Origin of the sequence: Chitinophaga sp. sic0106 (assembly GCF_019219075.1) — a bacterium.
Classification (GTDB): Bacteria; Bacteroidota; Bacteroidia; order Chitinophagales; family Chitinophagaceae; genus Chitinophaga.
The window spans coordinates 285,216-310,107 of the sequence record NZ_JAHUWJ010000005.1 but is presented as its reverse complement, the minus strand read 5'-3'; the positions used below and the strand labels follow the sequence as shown (position 1 = coordinate 310,107).

17 protein-coding genes are annotated in these 24,892 nt (G+C 43.8%); 13 read left to right on the top strand and 4 right to left on the bottom strand.

The window, feature by feature from the left end; translation table 11 throughout:
• The first annotated feature begins 19 nt into the window (after window positions 1-19).
• Genes KW844_RS10295 through KW844_RS10265 form a run of 7 tightly spaced genes read left to right on the top strand, consistent with a single transcriptional unit; the run spans window position 20 to window position 15,619 of the window.
• Entirely contained in the window at window positions 20-4,315 is a 4,296-nt protein-coding gene (locus KW844_RS10295) for a DUF6603 domain-containing protein (protein ID WP_218376631.1), read from the top strand.
• Between the two features lie 3 nt (window positions 4,316-4,318).
• Window positions 4,319-6,598 carry a hypothetical protein gene (locus KW844_RS10290; RefSeq protein WP_218376630.1) on the top strand — a complete coding sequence of 760 codons (2,280 nt, stop codon included), beginning with the start codon at window positions 4,319-4,321 and terminating at the stop codon, window positions 6,596-6,598.
• A 9-nt stretch (window positions 6,599-6,607) separates the two neighbouring features.
• Window positions 6,608-10,399, top strand: coding sequence for a hypothetical protein (locus KW844_RS10285; protein WP_218376629.1), 3,792 nt, complete (start codon window positions 6,608-6,610; stop codon window positions 10,397-10,399).
• A 5-nt stretch (window positions 10,400-10,404) separates the two neighbouring features.
• On the top strand, window positions 10,405-11,700 hold the full coding sequence (locus KW844_RS10280; RefSeq protein WP_218376628.1) for a hypothetical protein: 1,296 nt from the start codon (window positions 10,405-10,407) through the stop codon (window positions 11,698-11,700).
• Between the two features lie 24 nt (window positions 11,701-11,724).
• The gene (locus KW844_RS10275; RefSeq protein ID WP_218376627.1) at window positions 11,725-13,011 is read left to right on the top strand and encodes a hypothetical protein; all 1,287 of its coding nucleotides are present in this window, start codon (window positions 11,725-11,727) and stop codon (window positions 13,009-13,011) included.
• Between the two features lie 38 nt (window positions 13,012-13,049).
• Window positions 13,050-14,165: a hypothetical protein gene (locus KW844_RS10270; RefSeq protein ID WP_218376626.1), complete on the top strand. Its 1,116-nt coding sequence runs from the start codon at window positions 13,050-13,052 to the stop codon at window positions 14,163-14,165.
• Window positions 14,166-14,221: 56 nt separating this feature from the next.
• Entirely contained in the window at window positions 14,222-15,619 is a 1,398-nt protein-coding gene (locus KW844_RS10265) for a hypothetical protein (protein ID WP_218376625.1), read from the top strand.
• A gap of 456 nt (window positions 15,620-16,075) precedes the next feature.
• On the opposite strand, the gene KW844_RS10260 is transcribed toward KW844_RS10265, so the two are convergent.
• The 3 genes from KW844_RS10260 to KW844_RS10250 form a co-directional block, all read right to left on the bottom strand.
• Window positions 16,076-16,636, bottom strand: a complete 561-nt coding sequence (locus tag KW844_RS10260) for a hypothetical protein (protein ID WP_218376624.1) — start codon at window positions 16,634-16,636, stop codon at window positions 16,076-16,078.
• 5 nt (window positions 16,637-16,641) lie between these two features.
• Window positions 16,642-17,718 carry a hypothetical protein gene (locus tag KW844_RS10255; RefSeq protein WP_218376623.1) on the bottom strand — a complete coding sequence of 359 codons (1,077 nt, stop codon included), beginning with the start codon at window positions 17,716-17,718 and terminating at the stop codon, window positions 16,642-16,644.
• An 84-nt stretch (window positions 17,719-17,802) separates the two neighbouring features.
• Window positions 17,803-18,018, bottom strand: coding sequence for a hypothetical protein (locus tag KW844_RS10250; protein WP_218376622.1), 216 nt, complete (start codon window positions 18,016-18,018; stop codon window positions 17,803-17,805).
• A 141-nt stretch (window positions 18,019-18,159) separates the two neighbouring features.
• On the opposite strand from KW844_RS10250, the gene KW844_RS10245 reads away from it, so the two are divergent.
• Both KW844_RS10245 and KW844_RS10240 read left to right on the top strand, forming a co-directional pair.
• Window positions 18,160-18,933, top strand: a complete 774-nt coding sequence (locus KW844_RS10245; protein ID WP_218376621.1) for a hypothetical protein — start codon at window positions 18,160-18,162, stop codon at window positions 18,931-18,933.
• A 48-nt stretch (window positions 18,934-18,981) separates the two neighbouring features.
• Window positions 18,982-19,191 (top strand): hypothetical protein, encoded by a 210-nt coding sequence (locus KW844_RS10240; protein WP_218376620.1) that lies wholly within the window; start codon window positions 18,982-18,984, stop codon window positions 19,189-19,191.
• 84 nt (window positions 19,192-19,275) lie between these two features.
• On the opposite strand, the gene KW844_RS10235 is transcribed toward KW844_RS10240, so the two are convergent.
• Entirely contained in the window at window positions 19,276-19,587 is a 312-nt protein-coding gene (locus tag KW844_RS10235; protein WP_168764091.1) for a helix-turn-helix domain-containing protein, read from the bottom strand.
• A 199-nt stretch (window positions 19,588-19,786) separates the two neighbouring features.
• Here KW844_RS10235 and KW844_RS10230 point away from each other — a divergent pair, with 199 nt between their 5' ends.
• The 4 genes from KW844_RS10230 to KW844_RS10215 all read left to right on the top strand — a co-directional run bounded on the left by KW844_RS10230 (window position 19,787) and on the right by KW844_RS10215 (window position 24,891).
• Window positions 19,787-20,074: a SymE family type I addiction module toxin gene (locus KW844_RS10230; protein WP_168764092.1), complete on the top strand. Its 288-nt coding sequence runs from the start codon at window positions 19,787-19,789 to the stop codon at window positions 20,072-20,074.
• Window positions 20,075-20,252: 178 nt separating this feature from the next.
• Complete coding sequence (locus KW844_RS10225; RefSeq protein WP_168764093.1) at window positions 20,253-20,723, top strand: type II toxin-antitoxin system VapC family toxin; 471 nt, start codon at window positions 20,253-20,255, stop codon at window positions 20,721-20,723.
• Window positions 20,710-20,868 carry a hypothetical protein gene (locus KW844_RS10220; RefSeq protein WP_168764094.1) on the top strand — a complete coding sequence of 53 codons (159 nt, stop codon included), beginning with the start codon at window positions 20,710-20,712 and terminating at the stop codon, window positions 20,866-20,868. The genes KW844_RS10225 and KW844_RS10220 overlap by 14 nt, the downstream gene beginning before the upstream one ends.
• Window positions 20,869-21,999: 1,131 nt before the next feature.
• Complete coding sequence (locus KW844_RS10215) at window positions 22,000-24,891, top strand: hypothetical protein (protein ID WP_218376619.1); 2,892 nt, start codon at window positions 22,000-22,002, stop codon at window positions 24,889-24,891.
• Window position 24,892 lies beyond the last annotated feature (1 nt).

Below are 24,892 nucleotides of genomic sequence, written 5' to 3'. Positions count from 1 at the left end.
TGCACTTAATTAACATTTTATGTCAATAAACGATTTAGTAGCTCAACTACGAAAACAGGCTGCTACCGGCAGTATCACGTTAGATAACACTATTCTTTCCAATGCGCAGATCACCGCCATCCAAACGGCTTATGGCTTAGACACTGCCTCCTTTATCAAGATTAATGGCATTAGCGTTGCCGACATCCCAGACCCTAACAATAATAATAGCGTCACCATCAATAATGGAAGCTGCGATTTGCTTAATCAAACCAACATCAATGTACAGGAACTTACCTTCAACGTAAATGGGGCTGTGGATTTCATCCTAAATATTAAGATGAAAGATTCCTGGCAATGGACAGACAGCTTTCCAATCCTCAACGTTTTCCCATTTAATCAAATACGCTGCAGCGCCACCTATTTTATATATTCCACTAAAGTCGTTGGTACATACCAGTTATGGTCGGCCAATGCGGCGGATGCCATTCCACTTGCGGCAGGACTCAACATCGGCACCAGGCTTTCATTGCAGGCACTATCGAAACTGCCGGCTATATTCGGTAGCCTGACCTTAGATGTAAATGGCGCAGGCCCTATCGTCCATAACAATTCATATCCATACCCTGTTATGAAGCTAAGTACGGACCTGCTATCATCATTTACCCTCTTTGACGGCTTGCCTGTAAGCAATCTTCAATACATCGTGGAGATCACCGCGCCTCAACAACTCGTTCAAGACATCATCTCCGCTGTTAGCACCACCGCCGGAGATATGCAGCTGCTACTTGACATCGATCAAAGTACAGAGGTGTTAAGAATTGAAGGCAACGCACTCAATGATAATTACACTTTAGCCAATATCGCCTCCGGCACAGTAGCACAGGCTATTCTTCCAGCGGGCACTAACTTCCAGCAGTTTATTCCATCTACCATTGGCCAGGTATTTGATTCCATTTCACTCAAAGGATTTAATATCACCGCCAGCCTCGGCACACCAAAAAGTATCAACAGGGTTATCTTCACCATTGGCCAGAAAAGCAATACACGGGTTAACCTGGGGGTTTTTAACCTTACAAATTTTGTATTAAATGTTGCCTGGACAAATCCTAAAAACGGCAACACCTCCACTACAGTTAAATTTTTGGCAAGTGGTACAATACCATTGAAAACTTTTAATGACCCGCTGAACTTTAGTATCATCGCTGCCTATAATGGTACCTGGAATATCCAACAAATAGAAGCCGATTACCCGGGTACCATAGCGCTCGCCGATATCATCCACGAAATAGACAGCGGTACTAAAATACCAGATGAACTCAGTGGGCTTACATTTAGCAACTTTCTACTGCAGGGAGATGTGGCAGGCAGCGAATATACATTAGCCCTCCAGGCCTATTGGGATCTGGTGGTGATGTCGGAAACCGTGTGCAGCAACTATGTCCTCAATTTGCATTACGACGGTTCAAAAACAGATTATGAACTGAAAGCAGGGTTTGTAATTGGAGAAAGTTCCATCACCGCCGATATCATCTTTGATCAGCAATTTAAATTCAGTGGCGAAGCAGATGACATCTCCCTGTCAGACCTCCTGACCAGTCTTTTCGGCAATTTAGGCATTGACCTAACCGGCATCCCAGATATCCTGCTCAATAGCCTGAAAATCAACTACAACACACCTGCCGATGGTCAGATGAGCATTAATGCTGACCTCACCTACGGCAATAACTTTGATGGCAAATTTGACCTGGTAGCCATGAAAAGTGGTAATCCGGCAACGTGGGAATATATTGCCTATGCCGGCATAGGCGTTACAAATGCAATAGACCTCGGCGCGTTATTGCCCATGGTAGGCCCTGAACTGAAAGGGAAATTCGAAATCAACGATGCCTTCTTCATCATCACTTCGAAAACTATTGATGGCCTTACATTAAATGAGATACAAGGCAATACTTTAAAACCTGGTATCTCCATCGGCTTTAATGTAGTCATCGATGGCACCCCGCAACAACTGCTGATGCAGATCTTAAATTATGAGCAGCAGTCTGCCGGTAATTTCTATATTACTCAACACGGAAAGCTAATCAAATCGAATGCGGATGCCAGCAACGACAATACCACCGGCAATGTGCATTCATTCCTGATACAAAAGCAAATAGGGCCAATACTTATTAAGAGTATAGGTATCAAATACGAGAACTTTGTAGTTAGCGCGGTGATCAATGCCAGCATGACCGTTGGTCCTATCTCCGCCTCACTTGACGGCCTGTCGGCCGGCATATCATTAAAAGACTACACGCCCGTTTTTGGCCTGAACGGACTCAGTATTGCTTACGCCACCCCTGCCCTCACCATTGAAGGCGCTTTAATAAGACTGCCAGATAATCAACTGGGCCATGACATAAAATTCCAGTTTGATGGTGTATTGATTGTAGAGGCGGAAGGATTTGGCCTTTCCGCACTTGGTTCCTATGCGCAAATGACAGATGGCAACCCATCCCTATTCATTTTTGTAGATGTAAATGCTGTGTTAGGAGGCCCGCCCCCATTGATCTTTACAGGTTTAATGGGCGGATTTGGCATCAATAGAAATTTGCTGCTACCAGGATTTGATGAAGTATCCGACTTTCCACTGATGGCGATAGGAGCGCCGCAATCCGGCAGCCCTAAAGACATTGCCATACATACGCTTCAGATACTGGAAGGAGAGCAACCTAACCTCAGCGGCCATACGAAAGTATGGATACCTCCAAAGTCCGGCGATTACTGGCTTGCTGCAGGTGTAAAATTTTCCATTGCGGAAATAGTAAATGGCGAATTGATGTTGGCGGCAGCATTCGGACATCAGTTGCAGTTTGCTGTGTTGGGCCTGGCATGGCTAAGCTTACCGCAAGGCGAATCTACCAGCAACGCCTTTGTATTTGTGGAGCTACAGATTTCGGCAGTCTTTCAGCCGCTGGACGGCTACTTTGGCGTAGCGGCAAGTTTGACCAGGAATTCATTTGTACTCACGAAAGACTGTCATCTCACCGGTGGCTTTGCCTTTAACCTCTGGTTTGGCAGCAACCCCAACGCGGGTCAGTTTGTGGTTACAGCAGGCGGCTACCACCCCGCCTTCAGCATCCCTGATTACTACCCTAAAGTACAACGCCTTGGCTACAGCTGGCGCGTTTCCAGCGACGTATCCATCACAGGAGGCTCCTACTTCGCCATTACCCCTTCCTGCGCAATGGGCGGCGGCAGCCTTGAAGTACTCTTCCAGGCAGGACCAGTAAAAGCCTGGTTTACCGCACAGGCAGACCTGCTCGTAGCCTGGCATCCTTTTTCTTTCACTGCCACCATGCGCATTGAATTAGGCGCTTCCGTGAAAATAAGCGTATGGTTTGTACATAAAACAGTGACCGTACATATCGGTGCCGACCTGGATCTCTGGGGCGTACCACTGGGAGGAAAAGTAAAAGTGCATGTAGTTGTGGTTACCATCACGATACACTTTGGTTCGGGTGGCGCCTCCGATCCCAATACACAACCACTTGAATGGCAGGGGCTCAAAAAAATGTTACCAGCCCCTTCAGACATTATAAAAGTAGTAGCAACCAGTGGGCTCACCTCCACCTTGCGGCGCGATGGCGGAAAAATAATCTACAACGATCAGACAGCCAGCCAAAATGCTACCACCATATGGATGGTCAGATCCGGCACCTTTACCTTTAACACCCAAAGCGTAATCCCTGCCAGCAGCTTGCAATGCAGCAAAAGTGGCGGCAATGTAAATAGCAGCAATATCAACATTCGGCCAATGAATAAAAAGGGGGTAAACGCAGTACATCAGGTAAAAATAACAAAAGATAATGCAGAGATAGATGTAAGTACCTGGACGTTCACGCCCATAAAAGACAAGCTGGTAGCAAACCTTTGGGGAGCACCATTGGAAGACAGCAAAGGTAATTTTGTTCAGCGCCCCAGCAGACCATCAGCAGACCTTGTGACGGATTTGCTAACCGGATATAGCATCACTGGGCCAAGCGCCGTACCCGGCAGTAGTTTCGGGGTAATACAAATGGCTACCCTGCAAAAAGAATGGATTCCGAAGGACAAAAATCCTCAGAACCCGCTTAACAGGAGTAACCCTACAAATGCCGATTATCTGCCAACATCCAGCAACACAACCATTTCGGATATAGGCAACATCGCAGGCGAACTTGCCGCATCAAGAAACAATATCTACAACATACTACAACAGCACAGCATTTATGCCGGCAGCAATGATCCAATGAATGATATGGCCGCAAATGCAAATAATTTATTCACCAGCATCCCCATGGAAATAGCATAAAATATGAGCACAAACCTGGACATCAACCAGGAGATTCCTATTGGAGATCTCCAACTATACGATAACTACATTCCAGCACTGGCAGCAGGCAGCCACTTCATTCATGTTTCGCAATCCCTTATGGATGGCAGCACTCCAATTAACAGCGATCCCCTCGAGACCATACAGGAATTTTTTGTAAGTGCTCCGCAATATTCGATCGACTCCTCACAGGTCATTAACCGATACCCTCCAAATGGAACCACCGGTTTATATGGAGAAGTATTACCTCATATTGTGCTGAAAGATCCGATGCTACCATGGGAAAGGGATATGCAAACAAAAGGCGCTCCCTGGATGGCGCTCCTCGTTTTTCAGGAAGAAGAGTTAGCAGATGGCGACGATGCCACTGTTAAATCCACAGGCACGACCATCGCAGCATTCAGAAAACAGGCTGCAAATGTACTGGTGCCAATGCCGGAGCTGGAAGCAGACGTTCCCGATTCCTCTCCCTGCAGATATATCAATATGCCCATACAGGTATTCCAGGAGCATATGCCCTACCTCAACGAGCTGCCGTATTTGGCACATGTACGCAAAATCAATACCGGCAACAGGGTGATCATGGGATTGGATGAACATGGTTTATTCTCCGTCATTGCCTCCAACAAGTTCGCCAAAGCCCCCACTACTGATGATGTGAAGACTGTAAAAAACATTGTACACCTGGTATCACTGGAAGGGCTACACGATTACCTAAATCCAAATGCAAATTTTTCCGGCTTTAGCAGCATCTCCCTCATTACACTGGATAGCTGGGCATTTTATTCCCTGCCGGATCTAAAACAAGATTTCAGGGCCTTAGTACTTAACCTGGTAGCACAGGAAACTACTACCTCCAATACAATAGATCCAACACTGCTATGGTTAAAATTACCGGCCATAAATACCGGCGGTGGCGATGCTGAACAGGAAGTCAGCAAACGTATTAAAGATGGTTATGTACCAATGGCCTATCATACCAGGAATGGAGAAAATACCTTTGCATGGTACAGGGGCCCGCTAACCCCATTATTGCCAAAGGCCAACCCTCCTGCTTCCCCTTATAACAGCGCAGATGCTGCGCTGATCTTCGATAAATCACGTGGCATCTTCGACGTATCACTGGCAGCTGCCTGGGAAATCGGACGCTCCGCAGCACTTGGTGATACTAAGTTTGAACAGTTGTTGATTGATTTGAGAAAGAATGTAAGCAGAAAAGCAGATCAACTTTACTACCGCGACACCTCCCCTCATTTCAAGAGCGATGAAACAATTCAGTCCAACTTCTTACAACTGATGACACCAGAAAGGCTTCATCAAATCAAAGCAGTGGCCGACCAGGCAGTGGTAAAACGTTCGTACCTGGCTGCCCCCACCAAAGCACCATTTTCGTTGGAAAATTACCAGGCAGTCATCTCCACTGATGATGTACAGGAGCAGCTGGATAAATTTACAGACGAATCCAATGACCCCATCGCCGATTGGGTATCGCAACTAATGTTGCTGTATAAGCTGCCTTTCGACAGCCTCGTGCCCGATGAACGGCTGCTGCCGGATGAGTCCCTCCGATTCTTCTACCTCGACAAAAACTGGCTCAATGCCGCTGTTGATGGTGCTATGAGCCTGGGCCTGGAATCCAGCAAATCTGTGTATTTCAATCAGCAGATCAGAAAGCGGGTGTTAGCAAAAGCAAAGGATCGCGTAGGGAATATACGGGCACAACTCCTGAGAAAACCCTCGATGAAAACCAGCACAACACCTGATATCATGAGCGGTTTCCTGCTGCGCTCCGCGCTCGTCACCGGCTGGCCCAACCTTCAGATCGAAGCCAGGGATGACACCAGCAATAGCCTGAAAATAATACGGATGGACCACCTCGCACCTAATATCCTCCTGGTAATATTTGATGGCGTACCGATAAATGTTGCCTTTAGCGAACCTAATGAGTCACTAGGGTTTGGCGTTGATGATGACGGCAAAATCGTTTTGCGAAACATCTCCACCAGCGGAACCACAGGTGACCAGGTGGACTTCCTTCAAATACGTGATCTGACCGGCGCTAAAAAGTTATTTATGCGCGCAGCCGGCAGCAGGGTACTTGACATCTCCCCAGACAGCTCCCAGGGCCTTATACAGAACATTGTGACGGCACTGAAACAAAAAAATATCAACGTACCAGGCAATGCACTTACCTCCGCCACCTTCGCCATTCAAATGATTAAATCTGCCGAAGCGATTGTTTTCAATAGCCAGGCATCTTAAAAATAAAGTATGAGCACACCTGCTATGGTGCCTATGGCACTGGATGTATTACTGATAAACTCAGTATTAAAAAAGACAAACCAATTCAGAACGTGGCGATTTGAATACGCCAACCTGGCCGACGATACTTTTCATGATGCAGAGCCAGAAGGCTTTACAGACGATGTATTGGATATGAAAGTAGGCGCCTGGCTACACTGGACACTACCCCGCTCGCTTCGTTCGGGAAGCCTGGATAATGGCAGCAATTTTCCATTAGCACCCAATCGATGGCTGATTGTAAGGATACATAGAGATACCAGCGGAAACAATGTTGCCAATGCCTGGGTACAGGAAAGCGACTGCCCTAAAGGCACTGCCGACAACGCCTCTGCCATTATGGTCACAAAAGAAACAGTTAATTATTGGAGAAATAGCAGTGATCCAAAGCGAAATCAACGAAGGCCGGAAGCTATGAGCGACGACCCCGCCAACACCAGCTATTATACGCACCTGGGCGTACAAACACCATTGAGCTCGTGGTCTGAAATGGCGGCAGACTATCAATTCCTCCACACCGTAGCCCCCGGCAACCTTGACTTCAGCGGCTATGTACCTCATAACCTCGGCGTCTTCTCCTTTTATGACGATCTAAACGGCGTACCTGATCAAACCACGCTCAGCTATTTCGTATGTGGCTGGTACGCAAACAATCCATCCGATATCATTAAAGTAAATGGATTTACCGCCGGACAGTCCATCAATGACGTGCTGGCCGCCCTCAACTGGACGATCGCAAAAGGGGATGATCCAGGTAGCATCGACACCACTTTTTATACAGGCATGTCATTCGGACTCGCCTGGAAAGCCAATGACACCAACTTCCCTATACCAGATGAACTGGAGGACACCAGGGACACCAATAACATGACCATTGCGATTGCCAACAACAGCATCGATGCCTTTACCACGTTAGTGGGCACGCAACTCCATAATATTCCCGGCTATTCCAATGCTGCCGACCTGGTAGAACTCCTGCGGGCATTTCAATATGACATGCTCCCATACCTCAACGAAACGGATGGCGATGCAGCCATCAGCCAACGCCTAAAAAAAGAGTGGTTCGATGCTAAGTTTGCAGGTACCCGATGGGAAGTTATTGCCGACACCACCGATAACAACCAGCAAAACCCTACCATTGCGCTCACCCCCGATGAAACAACATGGCTTGTACAGTTAAACAATAACCAACGTCAGCTGGATCAGGAACTAGGCAAACTCTATTCCTTGCAATGGAACCTCAACAGCTCCTGGTGGAAGCATGGCTACCTCAAAGCCGATGCACAGCAATTTGTAAACAATATCCACTTAGATGATTCAGATCTGGCGCCATTTATCGATCCAAACAATGCTGACGGCGATCTCAGAAAAGTGCTTGCTCAGTTAGAAGTAGTAAACGCCTTGCTTAACCAGGTTCCGCAGCCTGCAACTACACCAGGACTGAGCGCAGAAGATGCATTCAACCAAGGTGTTACCAATTTTAGCAACGGTCACCTCGGACCTGGCAAAATTCTGAAGGCCGTAAACATGCCACGATATTGGCATAACAGCAATCCTTCCGTGGTCATCTCCGGCGTTACGCCAGATCCGCTGGCTGACCCGGAAACCAGCCTTGAGATTCGCCTATCGACTCATATCATCGATAGGATTAAGCTAGGGGGAAATACGCTTAGTGCAGATAGTTTGGGCAATATTATTCCATCCATCAATAATTTTGGCGCTGTGCCTGCGGCAGTGCAGCCACTATACAAGGAATTTTTCCTACTAGACCCCGCCAATGCAGCATTGCTGGCGGCAAAAGCCGGCGCAGATAAAGATCAGGTTAGCCAGGAGATGAAAGCACATGACAGCAGCATCTATACCAACGGTGTATTACCAGATACAGATCTTGCTATGTGGAGACAGAAATGGAACCCCATGTACATGGAATGGCAGGTGATGTATGTGCCAGTACCATTTGAATGGAAAGATGGTACCACCTATCGTAACTGGACATTCAACGGTACCGATTACGACATGAAACCTAATCCTAAAGGCGTATCACAGCAAACAATTGCCCAGCCACCATCCTTTAGCGGCAGGTCATTACTGAGCCCGCATACGCAGTTTACATTTGGCGCAAGGCTTCAGGCATTCGTTAATTTGTATGGCGATAGCGAAGGCCCCTTCAGTGAGATCAACCAGGCCATCCAGGATACCGATAACTGGCGCTTCCTCAGCCAGGAGCTGGTTTCATTCAATGAACATTTGACGCAAAGAGATATAAGAGCCTACAGACGCCCCTCTTTTGAACAATTCACCTATAAGAACCAGCAGCTCACCTTCGCCAAAGTAATTGGTTATCCTGATACCACCTCCAGCCCGCCTTACGACACGCCTACCTACGGGCAAGGCATGGTTAATTCACTGCCAGCCGTGAAAATTGGCGGTCCGAGCGACTATCCATTTCACGCCATCCGCAGCGGGCAATTCTATTTCATTAACCTGATTATTTACGACAAATTCGGAAGGGTACTCCCTTATATCAGATACGGCAACGATGAAGGGGTACATAGCTACGAGAGCTTCCCATTAATCGTGGACGAGGCACTGTCGATAAAAAATAAACTCTCTGCCAACATTGAAGCACCATTTCAGTTGCCACCAAGGCTATTGCAGCCGGCAAGGTTCAACTTCGATCTGGTGGATTATAAAAATGATAATAATCTGCTCAACCTTGCAGTAGATGTAAACCCGGTATGCGGCTGGGTATTATCCAATCATCTCGACAAATCAATCCTGGTATTTCTACCGGATGGTACCAATGCAGGTGAAGTGGCGTTGAGATATAATAGTCAGGGTGAACAACATCCCGTTTGGATCGCGCCGCCGCATAATGATATCACCACGATCGATTTACTGACCACCGCCTCTCCTCAACTCGGCGCTTTTGTAAAAGCGATCATTACTAAATCAGGAAATGAGTTTCATGCGTTCATTGGGGCGATTGATACAACGCTCTGGACAACCGATCCGTTAGGCAACAGGACCGACCAAAATCTCAGTTTGCTGATAGGCCGCCCACTGGCATTAGTCAGAACAAGGTTGCAATTTGAGTTGGATGGACTGCCCATTGGGCCATGCGACTGGCCTGCACCCGTCAGGCCGGTTCCACCAAATGCGAATATCCCCGCATTCACCTCTTCCCCCTTCAGTATCAGATTTGGTGATCTTTCCTCTCCTGCTGATGGTGTCATAGGGTATTTTGAGGAGACGCAATACAATCAGTTTAATAGTGTAGCTGTTCCCGCAAGTGGCCAAAACTATGTACAACAGATTGGTCCTTTGCAGCAAGCAGATGGCAACTATGTGCAGCTGACCTTTGATGGCACTACAAAGTACATCACCCTGCTGATGGACCCACGGGCAAGCATACACGCATTTACCGGCATCTTCCCTGTAAAAGAATTACTGCTGCCTAATCAGTTCGTCGACAAACCACTATCGTCTATGGAAATTACGTTCACGGTAGGACCATTGCTGACACGCATTGGAGCGAATCAGAATACAGACACCGTCACTATATTTCCAGATGGCATTGATCATCTTCCTATAGCTGAAAAAAATGGCAGCTGGAGCTGGTGGGACCGGTCAGTCAACGCTGATTGGAAAGGATACGGACTCAATATTTCAAATGAAAAAGCGCAAATGACACCAGTGCCAGCCATGATCAGGGAAGGGGTATTGCAATTCGTGACCAATTTATCAACTGATAAAAATTAATACTAATGAATGCAGACGTCAAACCACCACTGCTACAGTATACCGTTAGTACAGATCCTACGCCGTTGAATGTGAGCACCTCCGATGATCCGGTGACGGCCAAAATATTGATTGCAGTAAAGGCTAATCCAAATGTGAATTGCAAAAGAATACAGATAGTGGTAAATATTGGTGATGCAAGTACCGATATGTATCGCAAAGATCCTGCCCCCATCATCCCTTCGGCGCCGCCATTACCACCAGAATGGTCGCCCAGTACCATCATACCTCCTGATGTAATTCACAATACGGAAAACACGAAGGTATTTACATTCACACACACCAGTGAAGATAAAGCTGTTACAAAGGACGTGACATTTTGTATCAGCGGCATTGTAAATAATATCTCCGGCGTTACCACCATTCAAATTTACGAATCCTCCACCCTCATAAATGACAACAGTTATATGACCAGACAACAACCTGAAGACATCACGAAAGCAGCGGAAGAAGCCTTCTTCTTAAAAAACATCAGGGCTGCCTATATAGGTTCTCCTACTGCATTCATTACGGTTTTTGAAAAAAACAAACCTATTCAATTACTATGGGAAGGAAACGCGGATATTTATCGCGTATACTCAGGTACATCTTCCCAGCCCTTAATGACCAGCAGCAATAAATATTACAACATTAGCGGCCTGGAAAAAGACACCACCTACATTATTGAAGCTACCAAAGGCGATAAAACCTTATATCTGCAGTATATCATAAACATTGATGAACCTAAAACGACTTTCAGTGAAATAACGGTTTTCGACAAATGCGACATCAGATCCAGTACCATCTATTCCTTAGGCACAATAAGGAGAAATATTGCATCGCGTGTAGCCGAGGCTGATGGCTTTCTCCTTGTTGATGCTGTCATTGCAAAAACGAGCCTGACAGCTTACGGCTTTATCACCATAAAAATATACGATAAAAAATATGGCTTGTCTATTGTAGGTAACCCATCATGGGAAACACCAGGTTCATTGACGATACCTGTAAAAAAAGGCACTCCCTATATTGTCGAATACGGATATTTTGCCACGCCTGTATATTACAACATTTCATTCTTACCACTGGGAATACCACCTGCAACCGCCATCGAAAGCGAAGATCATGAAAATAATACTGACATGAATATCATAAATGACACCTCACTGCATGTAGATAAAAAAAGGCAAAAGGCAGCCCAGTTCATCGGTGCGCTAGAGATGGCATTTGAAAAAGAGTTGGATGAGCATGTAAAAAATAAACTCATAGAGAGCTATCTCCAATAACGTCGATCATCGTCAAAAATTTATATGGAACAAAGAGATCAATCTTCTACGCTACTGAGTTATGATGTAACAACGGAGCCTTCACCGGTGAATATAAGCTCGGCAAATAATCCGGCTACGGCAAAGGTCATCATCAGTGCAGGCGCAAATGTAAATGTAGACTGTAAATACATTGCCATACAAGTGCCCATAGGGGACGATGCCACGGACATGTACCAGGTTAGTCCACTACCCACGGCATCCAGTAATAACCCCGATTGGGCGCCAAGTTCGGATGTGGTACCCGGCATGGGTACCAGCACGAGTAATTCAAAAAATTTCCTATTCAAGCATGTGTCGGAAGACATGGCGGTAAACACCCCGTTTACCATTACCGTAGATGGCACCGTTAATAGTAGCAGCGGCGTTGCGGTAATACTCATCAATGAAAGATCTACTCTCACTACAGACGGCACCTATATGACCAGACAAAAACCTGAAGACATCACCAAGGCGGCTGAGGAAACCTTTTTCCTAAACAACGTTATCGCCACATACACTGATACCCCAGGCATTCCTGTCACCTTATTACAAAGTGGCCGGGACGCTCAGTTGCAATGGCAAAGCAATGGGGATTATTTCAAAGTATATGCCGGCGGCAATACTGCCCCGGTGAGCGAGGGAAGTAACAAATACTATGATATTGGCAGCGGCTTGGCGAGTGACACCGTATTTATTGTGGAAGCAACAAAAGACAGCCAAACTCTTTACCAGGAGTTTTTTATTAAGTTAGAGAGATCAAAGGCTTCCTTCACTCAAATAGATGTAAACCAGTCTGCCAGTCTGTCCCAGGGAACAGTAGACATCCTTAGCAACAGCGTCGTTTTTTACGACGGATTAAATTTCCCGAATAACACCTACTCCCCCAGCTCAGATGGATTCATCACCATTACCATCTCGATGAACACCACTATTAGCGACGATTGCGCAAGCGTAGCCCTGCAGGTTTGGCCCAGTTCAGGCGGGCAGGCCCAATATTACCATACTTCAGCCACCGGGCAGTATTCGGCCAATACTATGACCATTCCGGTTAAAAAAGGAGATCGCTTGTTGGTCACCTGCTATTATAATCATCAAGGTAGTAACTCCTGCTGGATGACTTGCCTGTGGACAGCAATAGGTCAAGGAAGCTTAGGGCAGGCCTGGTTTGCAAAACAAGCAGGTGAGCGCAAACAAAAAGCGGCCGACTTTATTGCAGCCTTAGAAGTCGCATTTGAAAAGCAGCTCAAGGCAGAGACAAGAGATCTACTAATCGATTCATTCCTGCAATAAATGCATTTTCATCTCCCTAAAATCACCCAAAATAAGCTATGGCAATAAGGGATCAAACAGCCACGTTGTTGCAGTATACTATTTCCACAACACCATCGCCTGTATATATAAGCGCAGACAACGATCCTGTTGCAGCTACCATCGAAATCGCAGTTGCAGCAAATCCGGATGTGCTTTGCAAATATATCGCCATACAGGTGCCGATTGGCAATGATGCAACTGATATGTACCAGGTAAGTCCCGTCCCTACCGGCACCAACGACAATCCGGACTGGATACTGAGTACAGATGTGGTACCAGGGATGAGTGACAGTGATGGCAATTACACCACTTTTCTTTTTAAGCATAACATCGAAAACAAAGCAGTTACCAGTGGCATCAAGATCACGATTAATGGCACTGTAAATGACAGTAGCGGCATTGCAGCCATTGTCATAAAAGAAGATTCAACATTAATAAATAATGTAACCTATATGATGAGAAAACAATTGCAGGACATTACAAAAACTGCCGTAGAAACACTTTACCTCAATAACATCATTGTGACCTATTTGGATACACCCGGGGTACCGGCCGCTTTACCAGACAGGAACCGGGGCATACAGCTCACCTGGGATAGCAATGGAGACTACTTTAACGTGTATGCGGGCTCTGACCTAAAGCCTATCTCACAGGGAGAAAGCAAGCAATACGTTATGTCCGGAGGGCTGATAACCGATACAGTTTTTATCATTGAAGCAATAAAAGATAACAACTCCGTATATCAGCAATACGTTTTGAATGTGAATGCCCCCGATGCGGTGATTAGTGATTTATCGGTGATTAAATCATTGGATATTTCACAGGTATTTTTTGATGCATTTAATTTTTCTACGATCCAGTATGGCTCCTATCCTCCGAACATGCCATATATTGCCGGCGGGGATGGGTTTTTAATCGTCAACATAGATGCGTCCTCCGTGCTGATTGGGACTAATATACAGCTAACCTTGTCCATCGGTGACGCTACCTGTACAGCACCCAATATTACTACCAAAATTATTCCTGTAAAAAAAGGCACTTCTTTCTATCTCCAGTCAGGCGGATTTGGCGATGCAAAGGTTAATTATTATTGGATTGGGGTAGGTGATACGCATCTATTGCCTGGTATTTGAGGTAAGCAGGTGTCATAAAATTTCATCTTCGTAATGGTTTCATCTTTACATTAACTATGAAAAAAAGTAACTCAACTCCACTACTCTCCTATACGATCAAAACTGAACCCAGTCCGGTTAATATCAGTTCGCCTAACAAACCTGCTACTGCCAGAATAATTATTACCATCGGGGCAAATCCAACAATTCTTTGCAAGGATATTACAGTGCAGATACCAATTGGAGATAGTGCTACAGACATGTATCGGGTATCCCCCACCCCTACGGGTTCAATTCTATGGGCTCCTTGGAGATTGGCAGCAAATCCGAATAGCAATCCACCCAATATGAAAACAATTCCTTTCAAAAACACCGCGGAGGATAAAGCAGTGAATGCGGAAATTAAAATCACACTGGAAGGAACTGTCAACCAGAACAGCGGAATCGCAGGTATTCAAGTAATAGAAAACTCCACCAAAGCAACTGAAAATAAATACATGAAAAAAACAACGACCTTAGATATTAAGAAATCCGGCGAAGAAGCATTTTTTCTGAACAATGTGGTGGCTTCCTCTTTAACTGCTACAGGTCATCCGGTGGCTGAGTTTGAGAAAAACAAAGGGCTCCAGTTGACCTGGCAGAGCAATGGCGACGCATTTAAAGTATACTCAAAAACAAACTTAAAACCGACTACCCAGACTGCTAAATTCTATAGGATTGATAAAGGTTTGACAAGTGATACCACCTTCATTATCGAAGCAACCAAAGCAGGCAAAACGCACTACCAGGAATATCTCGTGAAGATCAAAGATGCGAATGAGTCGTTCAATCAGGTAACGGTAATTGATAGCATCAATTTATCAAATTATGCAGCCAGTAAACTTTCAACCGACCTGCTTTCAAAGAGTACGATATCAAATTCTATCTTAACCAACTTACCTAAGCGCGAAATAAATATTTTGGGCAACACCTCATTATTTATTGAATCAAACTACTTTCCCAGTAAGGCCAATAAGTACACTGTTACCACAGATGGATATGTAGTTGTTTCTTTATCTGCACTTAAGCAAGCGGAAGACCATGCAATAGGGATTAAATTGGTATCTGGTGGTAAATCTTTTTACTTGTCGTTGATTGGCAGTCGTAGTGGATACGAAAACGATTTCAGAAAAGGGCATACCATGACCGTCCCCATTAAAAAAGGAAGCTCCTTTTATTTAGAGAGTTACGGCACAGTCGAACAAACAGAAAAAGTAGAGTTACATTGTTGCTGGATACCAATGGGGCAAGGATATATAAATCAAAGCAGCAATAATCGAACTAAGACTGCCACCGCAAAGCATTTAAAAACAGTTAAAACACCTTCCATTACTCCTCATCAAAAAGCAGAAGAATTTATTACTGCATTTGAAAAAGCATTTGATAAGGCCTTGGATAAAAAAACCAGGAAAAAATTGATTGAAAAGTTTTTATAGGGGATAGAAAACATAAAATGTGAAACCTTTTCTTGGCGGGGGTTTTACAGTTTATGGTCATTTTGCTTGTTGTTATGGGTGAAAATGTCAGCATCCGCCAAAAGTGAGCCTTCGACTAAAAAAGCAAAACCTGCGCTGGGCGCAGGTTTTAGAGTCTTTCGTGATCCCGCTGGGACTATATCAAAGGCTTAATTAGCGCCGCTTTTCAAGGATTTTTTTGCTGGTGTATCCGATTTTGTATCCTTCTGGATTAGCTTATTTTGTAGAGGTTTGAAAGAACTTTACAACACTACAAAGATACGAAAACCCTTGCTAAATAAGCACAAACGGGCTTAAATTATATTATTCACTGAAACGGTAAAGTATATACGCTTTTGATATGGCTTTGTATTACCGGAGAAATCCGGCAATTTGGTCTATTACCATAAATTACCTAACAATCAACCAGAGTCAATACTATTCCTCAAATTTGTCAGATTCATCTACATTTAGCTCAGCATTAATTTCTCCATGAACCTTTTCTATCTCTTTAAATACCAAATTAGAAATATTACTCAACTGATAGTATTCCAAGAGAGAGCCTCTGTTGGTTATCTCGTTCATGAATGTATCTATTTCATGATCGTTAAGAAATGTTTTGTCGTTCCATCTGTAGCCATGCGCCAAAATAGTATTTCGAATGTCATTAAGGTTGGGAAAGATTTCCCGGATAACATTAAAGTACGACTTACAGACCTTATTTAATTCGATGAAGTTAGTTTTATCATAGGCTATGGCAGCAGTACGGAATCCGGCAAGGAACTCTTTTTCAAAAGAGTTATACCATATTAGCATACTGTTGACTGTGCAATACATTGTAACACGCAATAAATTCAACTCCCCCTGGTTCCAGTTGGGCAGTGAATATTGCTGAAGCATATTCTTCTCTAGGTATTTCAATGAAGCCTCTCCAAGTTGTAAATTACCATTGAGCCACTTTAGGATTCTGGCAGCCTGAACAAGTTCCGTCGAGCCCATAAGCATCATAATTTTTTCAAGTCAAGAAAAGCAAGAATAAATGATTGGAACTCCGGGTTTCCGGCTTCTCGATGAGCTAAGTATTGTTTATAAATATAATGTTCTATGTGTATGGATGGTTTACGTCCAAACACTTGCTTATGAGCCCCACGAATGTCCCTGAGTATCCCTTGACGTTTCTTCACAACTATGTAATCAAGCCTATTTTTATGAAACTCATTACTTACAGATTCTGTAAGCAATATTGCATGAGATGTATTGTGGACCTTGGGGTACAACGCACTAGCATCAATGGTGGTTCGTAAGCCATACAGCCACTCTTGAGATGAGCGCGTGTGTACATCTTTTACAAACAACTGAAACAACCACTTTTCAGCCATAATGAAATATGGAGAGTTAGCTTTATTGATCATTATATAGTTAATAGTCGGGTCGTCGTCTGGCTTGGCATACATGAATGATGTAAGGAGTGGAAAGCTATGAACCAAAGATACTTGATCACCAGCCTTCAGCTGGAGAAAATCAGGTTGTTTAAATGCTTCTCTCAGATTCTCCGTTATCTTACTCTCTATAGGAGGGTCCAATGTAAATCCATCAAATTTACCAACTGAGCACCGCCAAAATATCGACTGAACAAATAGCTGATAGATCGAATTATCAAATCCAGTATCTATCAGTATATCCTGATTGTTGTGGGTTGGAAGATTTTTCATACTGCGAATTTTCTCCTCTTTAAATCGAACCGCAAAGATCGCCTCCAACCTAGAAAATTTCTCCTCACACTTACTACACCAAAGATAATCCCGTGCATAGGGGTTACTTTGCTCTTTCTCTAAATCGTGTAAATCTCCGAATTCTTCCAATTTATCAGGCAGAACACTACGGCCAGCAAACATTCTGGTAAAATGTCCTGATGATATGCTAAACGAGAGTTCTTTATCTCTTGCTCCGCCGCCTGCCTCTGTAACATAGTATTTAATTATAAACCATGGAATCAAATGGACATTAGTCTTATTTGCTGGGTTTCCGCAAATAGGACATTTAGGAATGTTTGTTTGATTGACTTTTTGTTTCTCTCCCATTATAAAAATTGTTCCCTTGAAATAACTGTTTCAGAGCCCAGCTTAACACATACGTAATGTATCAACTATATCTTTTTTCTTCCGTCAAGATACTAGAAATTTAGTAACAATAGTTTCTTCCAGACCAGTAAACCGACAAAACTCCCCTATGGTTATCATATCCCCCTTCTTCTTCCCGCTGGCCTGCCTTATCTGTTGCAGGATCTTCCGGGCGGTCCGCTCACTTCTGCCTGTAATGTTCATCACGTCTTTTGCATAAATCACTATGCGGTTAGGTACTATTTTCTGCGAAAATGGCATAATCGGAATGGAAATTTTTCTGGGTTAAAATGCCGGCTTAGGTTTGGGGTGGTTACCGCAAAAGTAGTGCATCCTGCGCAGATGTGAGCCTAACGGGCTTGGCTATGCAAACAGCCCATTCTATCATTCAATTGTTTCTATATGGCAAGACAAAGTGGAATCATTCCCCTGAAAGGAACAATCGGCAATATCACCTTTTACAAAACGAAAGCCGGACACCTGGCACGTGAGAAAGGCGGCGTTGATGCCAACCGCATCGCAACAGATCCCGCGTTTGTCCGGACCCGTGAGAACGGAGCGGAATTTGGACGCGCCGGCAAAGCCGGTAAACTGTTGCGGACCGCCTTCCGGGCGTTGCTGCTCAGCATAGGCGACAGTTATATGTCGTCCCGCCTGACCCGTGAAATGGTGAAGGTGATTCAGGCAGATGCAACCAACGTGCGTGGACAACGTAACGTCATCGACGGTGAGGCCGAGCTGCTCAAAGGTTTTGAATTCAACAGCAATGCGCGGTTGGGCGGTACGTTGTACGCTCCATTCAGCACTGCTATTGATCGCGCTGCCGGTACCCTGATCGTCGATATTCCCGCGTTCGTCCCCATCAACATGGTGGCCGCTCCTGCAGGTGCTACCCATTTCAAAGTCCAGGCAGCCGGTGCGGAGATTGATTTCGAGGCGGAAACATTCATCAATGGAAGTGCCGCCAGTGCTGAGCTGCCCATCGATGCAACCCCGACTGCTGTCATGAATTTGACCGTAAACGTGACGGATAACTCCACCAAGCCATTATTTCTGGCTTTGGGCGTGGAGTTCTACCAGCAAGTTAACGGGGCCTTGTACAGCCTTAAAAACGGCGCATACAACGCGCTGGCCTTGGTGGACGTTTCCGGTATGCCGGCAGCACCAAACCCTTAATAACCCGGTCCACATGGGCCGGCATTTCTCCACCTCTAAACTGTGTATATGAAACTTACACAACGACTCACCGCATCAACACCGCCCTTTTTTAGTAAGATGCGCAATATAGGTCTGATTCTGACAGCGATTAGCGGCGCCCTGATGGGTATTCCCGCCATTCCTGCTATCATCGTAAAAATTGCCGGTTATGTCGCCGTTGCTGGTACCGTCATGACCGGGGTTAGCCAGACAGCAGTGTCAAATGAAGGCGGTTAGGCCGCTGATAAATAGTTTCCCGGCTAAGGTGTGGTTACCTTTGGGATTTGTTTGGTGTAGAGGCTTCCGCGTAAGTGGGAGCCTTTATCTTTTACCCTGTAATTTCTCTTTAGCTTCAAAAGCTTCAATTACAGCCATTACGTATTCCTTATTGATTGGAGAAAGCTGCCTGATTTTTTTCGCAAGTGCGTCTTCGGGGTTAATATCTCTTATTAGATAGTCCAGTGAGCAGTCCAGAACATCAGCAATTTTTGCTGCTACTTCAATTGATGGTTTTGTTTCATCACGTTCATACTTTCCTATTATATCCCGTGATGTACCAACACTATCTCCCAATTCCGTTTGTGTTAACTTCTTTTGTTTCCTCGCAATGGTAACTTTTTCACCAAATGTCATAATGGATGATTTTCGCGCTAAACTACTGATTTAAAATTAAATGTTAAGTTGTGAGATTACCAAACACAAAGGGCATACAGAATGTGATAAATAGTTAACACAAAATGACATTAAAATGACGTAAAAACTATTGAAATAGCACTTATAAAACTACATATTTATAACATAATCAGTATATTTGTGATAAATAGTTAACAATATGAAAAGCAAATTAAAAACAAGAAGTTTAACAGTCAAACAACTCCATCAGGAACGAGCCGATCAATGGATATCCGTTTCCTGTATTCAACTTGCTGGTGTCTGGCTTTATGATGCCGGCTTTGCTATTGGTGACCGGGTTAATGTCCAGGTGCGACGCAACCGTTTAGTAATTACTAATGAAAAACTGCCAGTTGTCCCCCTCCAACCGGAACCAACTGCCAGCAAAAGAAAGATGCGACAAATAAGCCGCCTCCTGGCTTCCATAAACCTGAACGAGGAGGAATAACCCCTCTTTTTGTTAACCCAAAGCAACCGGCACATCTTCCGCAGATCGGTTGTCCTTCAGCTATGTTTTAAGATGAAAAAGCCATTACCAACGAACACCGGGTGTTCATAGGGCAACTATGTGCCTATATCAGGCAGTTTGTTTTAACCCTCTTCCTCACTTAAATAAAATACCAACCATGTTGAATGTTTATACTGACACCTCAGTAATTGGAGGTTGTTTTGATAAGGAATTTAAAGAACATAGTAACGCGCTGCTTAATGAATTTAGACAGGGCATAAAGAAACTGGTTTTATCTGATGTAGTCATGATGGAATTGGACCCGGCAAAAGATGAAGTTAAAGCCAAACTGACGGAAATCCCCGACCGGTTTAAGGTTGAGATCAAAAGCCATCCAAAGGCCATTAAACTGGCTGAAACCTACATTGCAGAAGGCGCTTTAAGTAACAAATGTTACAACGATGCGCTACATATTGCACTTGCTACATTGCATGGCGCTGATATCCTCGCCAGCTGGAACTTTAAACATATTGTAAACCTTGACCGGATTAAACTATATAATTCCATAAATTTGCGTATGGGGTACCGGTTAATAGAAATCAGAACCCCGCGCGAAATCTTAAAGCCAAACGACCATGAAAAAAAGTAAAAAGTATGACGCAGTGGCTGAAGTAAGAAAAATCAGGGAAGAATTAAGCCTGAAATACTGGGGCCATCCAGATTTATTATTGAAAGACCTGAAAGAAGCCAGGGAAAAGTTTCACCTGGAACAAAAAGCCCTAAAAAGGCGTTAACCTCTCCACCTTTTTCTCAAAATTCACAACATCAGTAGTATAAGGCTTGCCGGCGCGGCAGATCAGCAGTATTTGCTGTGCCAGTAACCTTCTGTTTTCACCGTAGCTCCCTTGCTCATTCCGGTGGTGGGAAGTTATGTGCCACGGAGGCCGGCGCCGATCCACCTGGGGGGACCGCGGTGGTCAGTAGGCTACCAGGCCATGAATGGATTCTCTTGTCGGAAAGACAATCATTAACCAGCTAAGGAAAAAGGCAGTTCAAAAAACAATACAGGAACAAACGGCAAACGTCCGGGATGGTAGATGATGGGTAACTGAAGCCGGGCCAATATTCTTTCGCCGGTCAAAGCGATGCTGTTGAGCCTTTGTTCAACTGTTGCTCCCATCATCTACCAGCACGGACGCCGCGCGATAGTACAATGCTGACCAGGGTACAGATGCTGGTGTTCGCGCGCCTGGTTCTCACGTCGGTCGCTCAATCAGGGTACTATCGTCGGGCAGCTATAATCTCCCGCTAAATAGGATTACTGTCGCCCCGCCCCCGCCGCCCTTCCACCCCCGGCCGCTGCGGCGGCAGCCAGAGCGCAGGCCCCGTAGCGCAGCGGAGGGGCCAAGCGAGGGCGAGCCGCAGCAGGCCGCGCCTTCGACCTATGTCTGGCCGGGAGCGCCAGCGGACGGCAAAATCAAAAATGAAAGGCCGGGGGTGGCGGGCGGGGGGCGGACAAAATGGGCAGCGAAGGGATGGCGGGCATAAAGGCCACCTATTGTAAAAACAGCCCTTAGCCAGACCGGGAGCTGCCCGAACGAAGGCGGAGGGAGCGCAAAAAGGGTGACAGGACGGAGCGCAGGCCCTGTAGCGAAGCGGAAGGGGCAAGCGAGGGCCTGGGCGCCCTTTTTGCCGACTGACGCCGGAGTGAGACCTTATATCCTCACTTTTACTGAGCATCGCACAGAATTATCATCAGCATTCACAGCGGCCGACTCAGGCTAATTGCTTAAAGTCAATCCCTTATAACTTTATATTCCCGTCTAGATTTATTAAATTGAAATCCAATGAGACTGCATATTTCAAAATAATCAAGCACTGTATCAAATCCTCTATTAACCTAATTCTTTCATTTTCAAGTCAATATGAAATATCTCGAATGGAATCACGTTATCAGTCGTTATTTATTCAATAATGAAAAGGCAGGAAAAGAAGTACTACTATACATCACACAGCAGGAAATTTCCTTATTAGGAATGAAATCATTTGATTTTTCCGATAAAGATGAAAGCTGGAGCGACTATTGTAAAGCTCTTAAAAATGGATTCCCTGAAATACATAACAAACATTCATTTCTTGATAAGTTTAATGTCATCAACAACAAATGGTCGCAATATGAAAAATGGATATTTGAGAAAAAAACAAATAACGACCTTAAAATAGAAGAGATATCAATTAAAAACGAAAATGGAACAGTTCCACCCTTTTATCTAGCTTTTCTCATTACCCTGGTAATTCCTTTAACAGAAAACCCGAATCAATACAGGGCGAACGCCTATTATCCAAGATTAAATGAATTTCTCAAGGAAAATAACATCGCTCAACCTGATGTAAAATCATTGAGTTTCTCTTATGATATCTGGGATAATTTAGAGAAGTGGTCTAAGCATTTTTACCAAACAGATTACGGCTTCTTCGAAAAAAGAAACTTTGGCAGTCCAAAATGGATTCATGTCGGCACACCGTTCTCACAATGTATTCTATCTCCTCAGAACATAAGAAATACACCAAATTTATTCTGGGCGGCCGAATTAGTTCCCAATTCAACTCTTACAAATGCAGAAATTATCAACATACTGAAATCATATGGGCAGAAAGAATTAAATCTATCAAGAAAAATTCTCGACATCATAGAAGATCCGAATGATGAAATAACTAAGGTCATCATCGATATAGTAAGAAGAGAATATGAAAAATGGGAAGGTGATGTTTATGAAAACGAAATTGAAAGTAGCACTGGCAGGATTAAATCGGGATGGGTATCTGCGGTCTTATACTCGGCATTTAACATTGATTCAGTAAATGATGAATGGGATCACCAATACTACATCTATTCAAAGAATGAATACCCAGAAGACCTAAACCTTCTTGGACAAAATATCTCCTATTTAGCCAATGGCTACTCCAGAGCAATATCTTTACCTTTCAATCAAAACCTAATTGCAGAAGATAATTTTAACAAATGGAAGGTAGCACCCAAAAAAAATGATTTAATACTATATAGAAATGGTGCATATGCAGGTTTGGAAAACGATGTGTGGATTGAGACAAGTGAAATTAGCAGAGCTTCACAAATGTATCTACTATGCAAGGCTGACAAGAAGGAGTCAATTGATAACTGGGGAAAACATTTCACCCCACAGAACTTCAAACAAATTAATTTGGAAGGTATTCCTATTGGGCATATTTTATACCGATTTAAAAATCCGACAATACAGCATATCGATGAACCTTCGCTCCGGTTTCAAGCAACTAAAAAAATAGAACTATCAGGAGGGCTTAAAATCAATAATAGGGAATTTCTACAGAATGCGCTACCTGCAATATATTTAAGAGGAGGCATAGGCACTGAGAAAGTGTATCTGGAATATACTGAATCAGGTGAACAGCTATTTCTAACAAACAACTCTCTTATTCCTGAAAGATATAATATCCCAGATTCAGTCCAGCACAATAAAAACTTCCTGATAAAAATAAAAGACGAGGAACTAGCCGGATATACAATTCCATATAAAATAATTGAAACTGCCGCTGGCACATTTCTATTAAATGAAAACAAAATATCAAAAAGAAACAAATTTGGTGAACCGACCATTGAAAATGATGACGCATATATTCTAGGGAGTAACACTATATATAACAGATGGGCGTATCAACAAGGATGGACACTTGATTTCTTCTCTATTAACTATACAATGACAACTTTATCAGAGTATATACCAAATGTAAAAAACGAGGATGGGAATCTATTACTAGAATACCTTTCATGTCAGAGGGAAACAACGTATGAAAACTTCTGTATCTCATTTGACACCCTTACATCGGACAGGAATGTATGGGAAAATATAAGTAATGAAGTCAAATGGATCAAACAATTAGCAATTAAATTTTATGATTTTCTAGGGCATCTTGATTACGAGTATTCAACTGGAAAAATAAACATAAATAAACCTCAAATAGTAATAATACCATCTTCAAAAAGCGTAGTGGCTATATTAATTGGAGCAAGAACAAGAAACAATGTATTAAAACTTATAGAAGTTGCCACTAAACTTTGTATAAACGTAGAAATAAAAGACCAAGATAATCAGTTACTCAAATACCTCCTTCCTGACACCATATATTTAACACCTGCGGAATGCAAAAACTCAACAGAAGCGATTCATAAAATAGATCAGTTAGCATCGGATCTCAACATAATATTTAAGAAAGTAGAAAGGCCTGAGATAAAGCCTGCGATCATCCAATTTGGTCTTCAGGACTTCAGCGCAACCATTTCTGAATACAAGCAACATATGCTATCCAATAATTTAGTAAACGAGAAAGATCACTCCTGGGCAGCAAGAGTGTTCAATACCCAGACATTGAGATTTGAAAAACTTGATGGCAAAGTGAATACCAATCTTTCATTAGTGCTGTATGTATTCAAATACAAAAAGTTATATCGATTCTGGTACCACGGAAAAAGCTACAATATAGATGAAAATTGGGGAACATACTTAATTGCATCAGAACGTCAAAGAAAGGTTATATTCTATTCTCAGGAACAATGGATCTTGGCTGTTCCTAGAAATATGCAACTTCCGCGTCTCATTTCTGAATCTTTAATCCTATTAAGTGGGCGTGCTCCATCATTCAAAACGCTTCAAATTGACAACAACAAAATTGTGTATCAATTATATGAAAATGTCCCAAAACTATTCGCAGAAAATTTATTCCAAAAGTTCAATCAGGAAATCCAACCACTAAATATGTAAA

What these genes read in the sequence shown, in the direction of transcription:
- KW844_RS10215 (WP_218376619.1), top strand. Translation starts at nt 22,000, where the DNA reads ATGAAATATCTCGAATGGAATCACGTTATCAGTCGTTATTTATTCAAT.
- KW844_RS10245 (WP_218376621.1), top strand. Translation starts at nt 18,160, where the DNA reads ATGGCAAGACAAAGTGGAATCATTCCCCTGAAAGGAACAATCGGCAAT.
- KW844_RS10220 (WP_168764094.1), top strand. Translation starts at nt 20,710, where the DNA reads ATGAAAAAAAGTAAAAAGTATGACGCAGTGGCTGAAGTAAGAAAAATC.
- KW844_RS10230 (WP_168764092.1), top strand. Translation starts at nt 19,787, where the DNA reads ATGAAAAGCAAATTAAAAACAAGAAGTTTAACAGTCAAACAACTCCAT.
- KW844_RS10240 (WP_218376620.1), top strand. Translation starts at nt 18,982, where the DNA reads ATGAAACTTACACAACGACTCACCGCATCAACACCGCCCTTTTTTAGT.
- KW844_RS10270 (WP_218376626.1), top strand. Translation starts at nt 13,050, where the DNA reads ATGGCAATAAGGGATCAAACAGCCACGTTGTTGCAGTATACTATTTCC.
- KW844_RS10265 (WP_218376625.1), top strand. Translation starts at nt 14,222, where the DNA reads ATGAAAAAAAGTAACTCAACTCCACTACTCTCCTATACGATCAAAACT.
- KW844_RS10295 (WP_218376631.1), top strand. Translation starts at nt 20, where the DNA reads ATGTCAATAAACGATTTAGTAGCTCAACTACGAAAACAGGCTGCTACC.
- KW844_RS10260 (WP_218376624.1), bottom strand. Translation starts at nt 16,636, where the DNA reads ATGGGCTCGACGGAACTTGTTCAGGCTGCCAGAATCCTAAAGTGGCTC.
- KW844_RS10280 (WP_218376628.1), top strand. Translation starts at nt 10,405, where the DNA reads ATGAATGCAGACGTCAAACCACCACTGCTACAGTATACCGTTAGTACA.
- KW844_RS10285 (WP_218376629.1), top strand. Translation starts at nt 6,608, where the DNA reads ATGAGCACACCTGCTATGGTGCCTATGGCACTGGATGTATTACTGATA.
- KW844_RS10250 (WP_218376622.1), bottom strand. Translation starts at nt 18,018, where the DNA reads ATGCCATTTTCGCAGAAAATAGTACCTAACCGCATAGTGATTTATGCA.
- KW844_RS10275 (WP_218376627.1), top strand. Translation starts at nt 11,725, where the DNA reads ATGGAACAAAGAGATCAATCTTCTACGCTACTGAGTTATGATGTAACA.
- KW844_RS10255 (WP_218376623.1), bottom strand. Translation starts at nt 17,718, where the DNA reads ATGGGAGAGAAACAAAAAGTCAATCAAACAAACATTCCTAAATGTCCT.
- KW844_RS10225 (WP_168764093.1), top strand. Translation starts at nt 20,253, where the DNA reads ATGTTGAATGTTTATACTGACACCTCAGTAATTGGAGGTTGTTTTGAT.
- KW844_RS10235 (WP_168764091.1), bottom strand. Translation starts at nt 19,587, where the DNA reads ATGACATTTGGTGAAAAAGTTACCATTGCGAGGAAACAAAAGAAGTTA.
- KW844_RS10290 (WP_218376630.1), top strand. Translation starts at nt 4,319, where the DNA reads ATGAGCACAAACCTGGACATCAACCAGGAGATTCCTATTGGAGATCTC.